Origin of the sequence: Marinobacter xestospongiae, assembly GCF_023156385.1 — a bacterium.
Lineage (GTDB): Bacteria > Pseudomonadota > Gammaproteobacteria > Pseudomonadales > Oleiphilaceae > Marinobacter > Marinobacter xestospongiae.
The window spans coordinates 143,826-150,167 of sequence record NZ_JAKZAK010000013.1; the positions used below are offsets into that span (position 1 = coordinate 143,826).

Genomic DNA, 6,342 nt, shown 5'->3' on the forward strand with positions numbered 1-6,342 from the left:
GCCCCCGGAAGACCGGGGTGGGGTTGACGGAATTCTGAGCAATCGGGTCAATTCAGGCGCGCTATTATGCCAGAGACGCCAGTAAAAAACGACTGCCCGGAAAGCCGCGCCAGACGCGGGCTCCGGGCCAATCGGTCGGGCCGGCTTGCGAAAACGCGAATCATTTCACAGGCCGGTCCGGAACGCGTGGTCAGTGCAGGGAATGACCGGTAAACAGGTGATCGATGTCGTTACGGTTGTAACTGTAATGGGCGTGACAGAACTGGCAGTCCATATCGATACTGCCCTGTTCTTCGAGGATGCTGTAGCACTCGTCGGCGCCGATGGAGCGCAGGGCCTCCAGGGTGCGTTCACGGGAGCAGCTGCAGCGGAAGGCGACCGGCTCGGCGTCAAAGATGCGCACTTCCTCTTCGTGGAACAGCCGGGTCAGCATGGTTTCACTGTCCAGCTCGAGCATTTCTTCGCTGGTGGTGGTGGCGGCCAGCTGGCTGATGCGTTCCCACAGCTCCTGGTCTTCAGGGCTGCTGCCGGGCAGGCGCTGCAGCAGCAGGCCGGCACTGCGCTGGTCATCGGCAAACAGGAACAGGCGGGTATCGATCTGCTCCGAGCGCTGGAAGTAGTCCTCCAGGCAGCCGGCCAGGGTGTCCTGTTCCCGCGGTACCACGCCCTGGTAGCGCTGACCCTGCTGTGGAGTGATGGTGATGGCCATGCGGCCTTCGCCCAACAGGGCGTTGAGGCCGGTTTCCGCCGCCGCCGGGGCGCTGTAGCGGGCCAGGCCACGGACATGGCGATCGTGGCTGCACTCGGTCATCAGGGTGCTCAGCGGGCCTTCGCCCTGGGCCTGCAGCGACAGCGTGCCCTCGAATTTCAGGGTGCTGCTCATCAGTACGCTGGCGACCAGGGATTCACCCAGCAGTTGCCGCACGGTGGGCGGGTAGGGCGCCTGGCTGGCGGCTTCGCGGAAGCTGTCGGAGAGCTGGACCCAGGCTCCCCGGATCTCGCTGTGTTCAAAGATAAAGCGCTGGAACTGGTCCTGGGACGCCATGGTATGTCTCCTGGTACGGCCAAGCCGAGGTTGAACGTTGGGGAAGGCGGATCAGAGCCCGTTCTGTTCCCGGAATCGCTGGATGTCGCGACGGTCTTTCTTGGACGGCCGCCGTGCCGGTGGCAATTGCGCGGCCTGCAGGGTCTTGCGCTGCCAGGCCATGTCCTCCCGTCGTTTGATGCTGTCGTCGGTCTCGTGGTAGAGCTTCTGGGCCTCAGGGGCGCCGCGTCGGCGATCGCTGATGTTGTCCACGATCACGATGCGTTCCTGCCAGCCCTGGCGAAGGGTGACCTGGGCACCGGTTTCCACCAGTTTGCCCGGTTTGCAGCGCTGGTTGTTGTAATGCACCTTGCCGCCTTCAATAGCGTCCTTGGCGATGGATCGGGTCTTGTAGAACCGGGCTGCCCACAGCCATTTGTCGAGCCGGACCCGGGATTCGGTCTGGTTGCTGTCGCTCATGTCTCCCACCTGACGAGTCTATGCCCACATTATAACGGCATCAGTCGCCGGATGGCACCGAGCCCGATGGGCTGGCGCAACAGAGGCTCAGCCCGGATTTCCGGCATGCCCCTGACGCTGGCGGCGCAGTTCCGGCAGCACTTCGTCGAAGTGGTGGATACCTGGCAGGTGCGGGTGTCGCTCCCGGTGGGGCTGGCGGCTGTCGGGCGCGAGGATGGCGAGACACTGGCCGATGCCGGCGGCATTGGCGCTTTCCAGCACCGGGAAGCTGTCGTCCAGCATCATGGCGCGGTCGGCCTGGTAGTGGGTGGTCTGGGCCAGATCCCGCCAGAAACTCGGGTCTTCCTTGGGCTTGCCAAGCTGGTGGCTGGAGACGATGTGATCCACCTTCTTGTCCAGACCGGTGCGGCTCAGCTTCAGCGCCAGCGGATCGGGGTGGCAGTTGGTGACGATCACCGTGCGCAGTCCGCTTTGGCGGGCGGTCTCAAGAAACTCCTCGACGTGGGGGCGGTAGGCAATGCGGTCACCGACTTCCGCCTTGAGGGCGTTGACGTCCAGCTGCAGTCGCTCACTCCAGTAATCGGTGCAGTACCAGTTCAGCGACCCTCGTTCGGCCTGGATCATCGGCAGGATGTGGTCCCGGGCCTGGTCCGGGGTGAGCTGGTATTGCTGGGCGTAGCGCGCGGGCAGGTGCTCAAGCCAGAAGTGGTTGTCGTAATGGAGGTCCAGCAGGGTACCGTCCATGTCCAGCAGCAGGGTGTCGAGGGTTGACCAGTTCAGCATGGGAAATCACAGCCTGAGGAATTCACCCTCAGGCTGACGCAGAACCGCAGCGGGTGCAACCGTGGAAAACGCGGAGATAGCCCGGTATTGCTAACCGGAGGTTCCTTAGCGCTCGTCGGGGTTGACCGGCTCTTGCAGCCGGCCGTTCTGGGTGCAGCCGAGGCAGCGCACGAAGGTGGCCTTGGCCGGGCCCAGAACCAGCACCTCGCCGGCTTCGCTGGCGTTGCCGCCCAGCAGCGAGAAGGGCAGCGACACCACATACACCGCCGCGCCAACCACCGTGGTGGCCAGCAGTACCGGCCGCGCCACCAGGGCGTCTACGGTCATGGCGGCGGCGCTGGGGGACTCGTCCACGGTGCGGGCGTGGCCGCTGGTTGCGGACAGGCTGAGAATGGTGGCGGTGGCGACGGCAAGCAGGGATCGGGAAAGCCGGGTGGTCATGGTCGGTCTCCTTGGGGTTCGACGCGGCGCGCTCCGTATTGACCCTGACGGCAAAGGGCGCGGCCCGGATTTCCTAACTATGGTCCAGATTGGTGAAAATTCAACCGTTCTGGCTGTCGCTGACAGGTCATCACTGACAGCTCAGCGCTGACAGCGCGGACAGTAGACGGTGGTGCGCTGGTTCATACGGATTTCCTTTAATGGCCGCTGGCAGTGGTGGCAGGGTTCGCCGCCGCGGCCGTACACCAGCAGCGACTGGGCAAAGTAGCCCGGCTTGCCGTCACTGTTGACGAAATCCCGCAGGGTGGTGCCGCCTGCGAGGATGGCGGCGCTGAGTGTCTCCCGGACCGCAGCCGCCAGTCGATGATAGCGGTCCAGGCTGATACGGCCGGCCGGTCGCTGGGGATGAATGCCGGCCTTGTACAGCGCTTCGTTGGCGTAGATGTTGCCGACGCCCACGACCACGTGGTTGTCCATCAGCAGTGACTTGACCGGTGTCTTGCGACCCTGGGCCTGGCGTCGCAGGTAGGGGCCGGTGAACTCGGGGGCCAGTGGCTCCGGGCCCATTCTGGCGAGCAGCGGATGGCTCTCCGGCTCCGTGCTCCACAGCCAGCAGCCGAACCGGCGTGGGTCGTTGTAGCGCAGCCGGACGCCCGAATCGAGCCGCAGTTCGACATGATCGTGGGTTTGTGGCGGACTGTCGTCGGTGATCACCCGCAGGCTGCCGGACATTCCCAGATGCACGATCACGGTGCCGTCACCAATCCGAAGCAGCAAGTACTTGGCGCGTCGTTCAACGGCGTTGATTCGCTGCCGTTGCAGCTGTTCCGCCAGGTCCGTCGGTACTGGCCAACGCAGGCTGGGGTTGCGCACAATGACCTCCTCAACGGTGGCCTGTTCGCAGAACGGGGCGATGCCCTGGCGGGTGGTTTCAACTTCCGGCAGTTCCGGCACGATGGTACTCCTGGGTGGATCGGAACCCTGATTGTGGGAGCCGGTAACGGAATGTCAACGGCCTGTCTGGGCGGGATTCCGGCATTGTGTCATTGGCTTGCCGCGGGGTGAAGAGCGGGGGCCGCGGGCTGCGGTAAAAAGACGTTGAAAATGGATGCAAAAGGTAACTTTCTGACAACGCAACTCGCTTGTTTGGCGTACACCCGTAAGCTACAGTAGCGGCACTTGTCCCATTTGCGGGCCTGACTCCTGAGAACAGCCCCTGACAACAAACCCAATACAATAATCGGCGCTGCCCGGCGCCATCGTGATCCCCCCGAGGAATTCTGGTATGTGGTACAACGGTCTCCTTGACCTGTCGGTGATGCAACTGGTGCTGGTTGCACTGGCCCTGACGCACGTCACCATCGTCAGCGTCACGCTCTATCTGCACCGCCATTCGGCGCATAACGCCCTGGATCTGCATCCGGCGCTGGCTCACTTTTTCCGCTTCTGGCTGTGGATGACCACCGGCCAGAACACCAAGGAATGGACCGCCATCCATCGCAAGCACCACGCCAAGTGCGAGACGGAGGAAGATCCCCACAGCCCGGTGGTTCGCGGTATCCGCAAAGTGCTGCTCGAAGGTGCCGAACTCTACGCCGAGGCTGCTACCCCGGAAACCCTGGAGCGTTATGGTCAGCGGACGCCGGAAGACTGGATTGAGCGTAATGTCTACACCCGCCACAAGATGCTTGGTGTGGCGTTGATGGCGGCTCTTGATCTGCTGCTGTTTGGCGTCCACGGGATCTGGATCTGGGCGGTACAGATGATGTGGATTCCGGTGTGGGCCGCTGGCGTGGTGAACGGTATTGGCCACTACATCGGTTACCGCAACTTCGAGTGTGCCGACAACGCCCGCAACATTTCCCCGCTGGGGCTGTTGATCGGTGGCGAAGAGCTGCACAACAACCACCACACCTACCCCAATTCCGCCAAGCTGTCCCGGCGCTGGTATGAGGTGGACATCGGCTGGGGCTACATTCGTCTGTTCCAGTTGTTCGGCTTGGCCAAGCCCAAGGGCGTGCGTCCCATCGTGCACTACGTGCCGGGCAAGCAGGATGTGGATGTGGAGACCGTGCAGGCGATTGCCAACAACCGTTTCGACATCATGCGTCAGTACCGCAAGCGGGTGATGGAGCCGGTGTTGCGTCAGCAGCGGACGCTGATGGAAGACGAGATCAAGCCCCGCTACCGCAAGCTCCGTCAGCTGCTGTCACGGGAGGTCAGCCTGATTGAGCCCCGCGAGCAGGCCCAGCTGGATTCGGTGCTGGAGAGCAACCCGGTGCTGCGGCAGATCTACGACAAGAGTCAGGAACTGCAGGCCCTGTGGCGTCGCCGTGGCGTTAAACCGCAGGAAAAGATGCAGGCCCTGATGGAGTGGTGTCGCGAGGCGGAAGCCAGCGGTATCCGCTACCTGGAGGAGTTTGCCACTCACCTCAAGGCTTACTCCTTACGCCCGGCTGCGTAAGCGCTTACTGTTAGTCCGACGACGCCCCGCTTGGGGCGTCGTTGCGTTCACCCACCCGGAACAGGTTGTAGCTCACCTGGCCGGCGCTCTTCTGCCGGTGTAGCTGCCAATGCGGCGGTGTTGCAGGTACCGCGCCATCACTTTCGTGCTCAACATAGACCCAACTGCCGGTGTGCAGCCAGCCGTCGCCGGCCAGCGCCGGGTAGAGGTTGTCGAGCCAGTTCTGGCGGAAGGGCGGGTCCATGAATACGATGTCGAACGGTTGCGCCGGTGGCGTGGCCAGGAAACGCTCGACCGACTGGGTTTCCACCCGGCCACGGCGGCACTCGAGCAGGCGCAGGTTATCCCGCAAAGCCTGGGTGAGGGCGCTGGTGTGGTCCACGAAGGTGACCTCGGCGGCCCCCCGGGACAGCGCCTCCAGCCCCAGAACGCCGCTGCCGGCAAACAGGTCCAGGCAACGGCTGCCCGCCAGGTGAAACGACAGCCAGTTGAACAGGGTCTCACGGGTGCGGGCCGGCGTGGGACGGACCCCGCCGGCATCCGGGAACCGCAGCTTGCGACTGCGCCAGTCTCCGCCGATGATGCGCAGTTCCCCGCTGCTGGCGCGGGACGGTTGTTTGGCGGGGCGTTTGCGGGGCATGGCGGTTCCGTGGAGTGAGCGTCGGCGCCTATGGTAGCCGAAAGCGGCAGGCCACCAAAGGGCGGGTTTGGACGCCGCCAGCCCCTGCCGCTAGAATGGGCGCTTTCCTTTTGGGGCGCCCGGCGACCCGGGACGTTCCCGCCCATTCCAGACTGATGGTAAGACTATGACGGCAGAGTGGATTTCAATCGGCCTGTTGGCCCTCCTTGTGTTGTTGTTCGTTGGCGATCTGGCGGCGAACCGCCGACGGGTGCCCCGCCCGGAGCCGGTACCCCAGCGCAAGCCGGAGGCCACAGCGGGAGCCGCGCCACAGCCGTTGCCAACAGCAGCCGCACGGGATCAGGCCCCGGCGGCTGAAGCGCCTGCTGTCACACCGGCCGAGCCCGCCGCGGCGCCTGACGTTGTCGCCCCGGAAACGGTGCCGGAGCCTGCTCCAGAGCCAGAGCCAGAGCCAGAGCCAGAGCCAGAGCCAGAGCCAGAGCCAGAGCCAGAGCCAGAGCCAGAGCCAGA

General features: G+C 64.1%; 7 protein-coding genes and 1 pseudogene. 2 read left to right on the forward strand and 6 right to left on the reverse strand.

The annotated features are described in order from the left end of the window. Positions 1-190 precede the first annotated feature (190 nt). From hslO to mutM, 5 genes are all read right to left on the reverse strand, one after another. Entirely contained in the window at positions 191-1,045 is an 855-nt protein-coding gene (hslO, locus tag MLD24_RS11035) for an Hsp33 family molecular chaperone HslO (RefSeq protein ID WP_227172744.1), read from the reverse strand. Positions 1,046-1,096: 51 nt separating this feature from the next. After that, positions 1,097-1,504, reverse strand: coding sequence for a ribosome-associated heat shock protein Hsp15 (gene hslR, locus MLD24_RS11040; protein ID WP_248166655.1), 408 nt, complete (start codon positions 1,502-1,504; stop codon positions 1,097-1,099). An 87-nt stretch (positions 1,505-1,591) separates the two neighbouring features. Further along, positions 1,592-2,287 (reverse strand): GMP/IMP nucleotidase, encoded by a 696-nt coding sequence (gene yrfG, locus MLD24_RS11045; protein WP_248166656.1) that lies wholly within the window; start codon positions 2,285-2,287, stop codon positions 1,592-1,594. Between the two features lie 105 nt (positions 2,288-2,392). Next, a complete protein-coding gene (locus tag MLD24_RS11050) occupies positions 2,393-2,728 on the reverse strand; it encodes a hypothetical protein (RefSeq protein WP_227172741.1) in 336 nt (111 codons plus the stop codon). A 141-nt stretch (positions 2,729-2,869) separates the two neighbouring features. Continuing rightward, positions 2,870-3,682 carry a bifunctional DNA-formamidopyrimidine glycosylase/DNA-(apurinic or apyrimidinic site) lyase gene (gene mutM / locus MLD24_RS11055; RefSeq protein WP_248166657.1) on the reverse strand — a complete coding sequence of 271 codons (813 nt, stop codon included), beginning with the start codon at positions 3,680-3,682 and terminating at the stop codon, positions 2,870-2,872. A gap of 331 nt (positions 3,683-4,013) precedes the next feature. Here mutM and MLD24_RS11060 point away from each other — a divergent pair, with 331 nt between their 5' ends. After that, on the forward strand, positions 4,014-5,192 hold the full coding sequence (locus tag MLD24_RS11060) for a DesA family fatty acid desaturase (RefSeq protein ID WP_227172739.1): 1,179 nt from the start codon (positions 4,014-4,016) through the stop codon (positions 5,190-5,192). A 10-nt stretch (positions 5,193-5,202) separates the two neighbouring features. Here the strand turns inward: MLD24_RS11060 and rsmD are convergent, their stop codons facing one another. After that, positions 5,203-5,832 (reverse strand): 16S rRNA (guanine(966)-N(2))-methyltransferase RsmD, encoded by a 630-nt coding sequence (gene rsmD, locus MLD24_RS11065; RefSeq protein ID WP_227172738.1) that lies wholly within the window; start codon positions 5,830-5,832, stop codon positions 5,203-5,205. A 166-nt stretch (positions 5,833-5,998) separates the two neighbouring features. Here rsmD and MLD24_RS11070 point away from each other — a divergent pair. Then, positions 5,999-6,342, forward strand: a pseudogene (locus MLD24_RS11070) (hypothetical protein); the annotation flags it as partial.

What these genes read in the sequence shown, in the direction of transcription:
- hslO (WP_227172744.1), bottom strand. Translation starts at nt 1,045, where the DNA reads ATGGCGTCCCAGGACCAGTTCCAGCGCTTTATCTTTGAACACAGCGAG.
- hslR (WP_248166655.1), bottom strand. Translation starts at nt 1,504, where the DNA reads ATGAGCGACAGCAACCAGACCGAATCCCGGGTCCGGCTCGACAAATGG.
- yrfG (WP_248166656.1), bottom strand. Translation starts at nt 2,287, where the DNA reads ATGCTGAACTGGTCAACCCTCGACACCCTGCTGCTGGACATGGACGGT.
- MLD24_RS11050 (WP_227172741.1), bottom strand. Translation starts at nt 2,728, where the DNA reads ATGACCACCCGGCTTTCCCGATCCCTGCTTGCCGTCGCCACCGCCACC.
- MLD24_RS11060 (WP_227172739.1), top strand. Translation starts at nt 4,014, where the DNA reads ATGTGGTACAACGGTCTCCTTGACCTGTCGGTGATGCAACTGGTGCTG.
- rsmD (WP_227172738.1), bottom strand. Translation starts at nt 5,832, where the DNA reads ATGCCCCGCAAACGCCCCGCCAAACAACCGTCCCGCGCCAGCAGCGGG.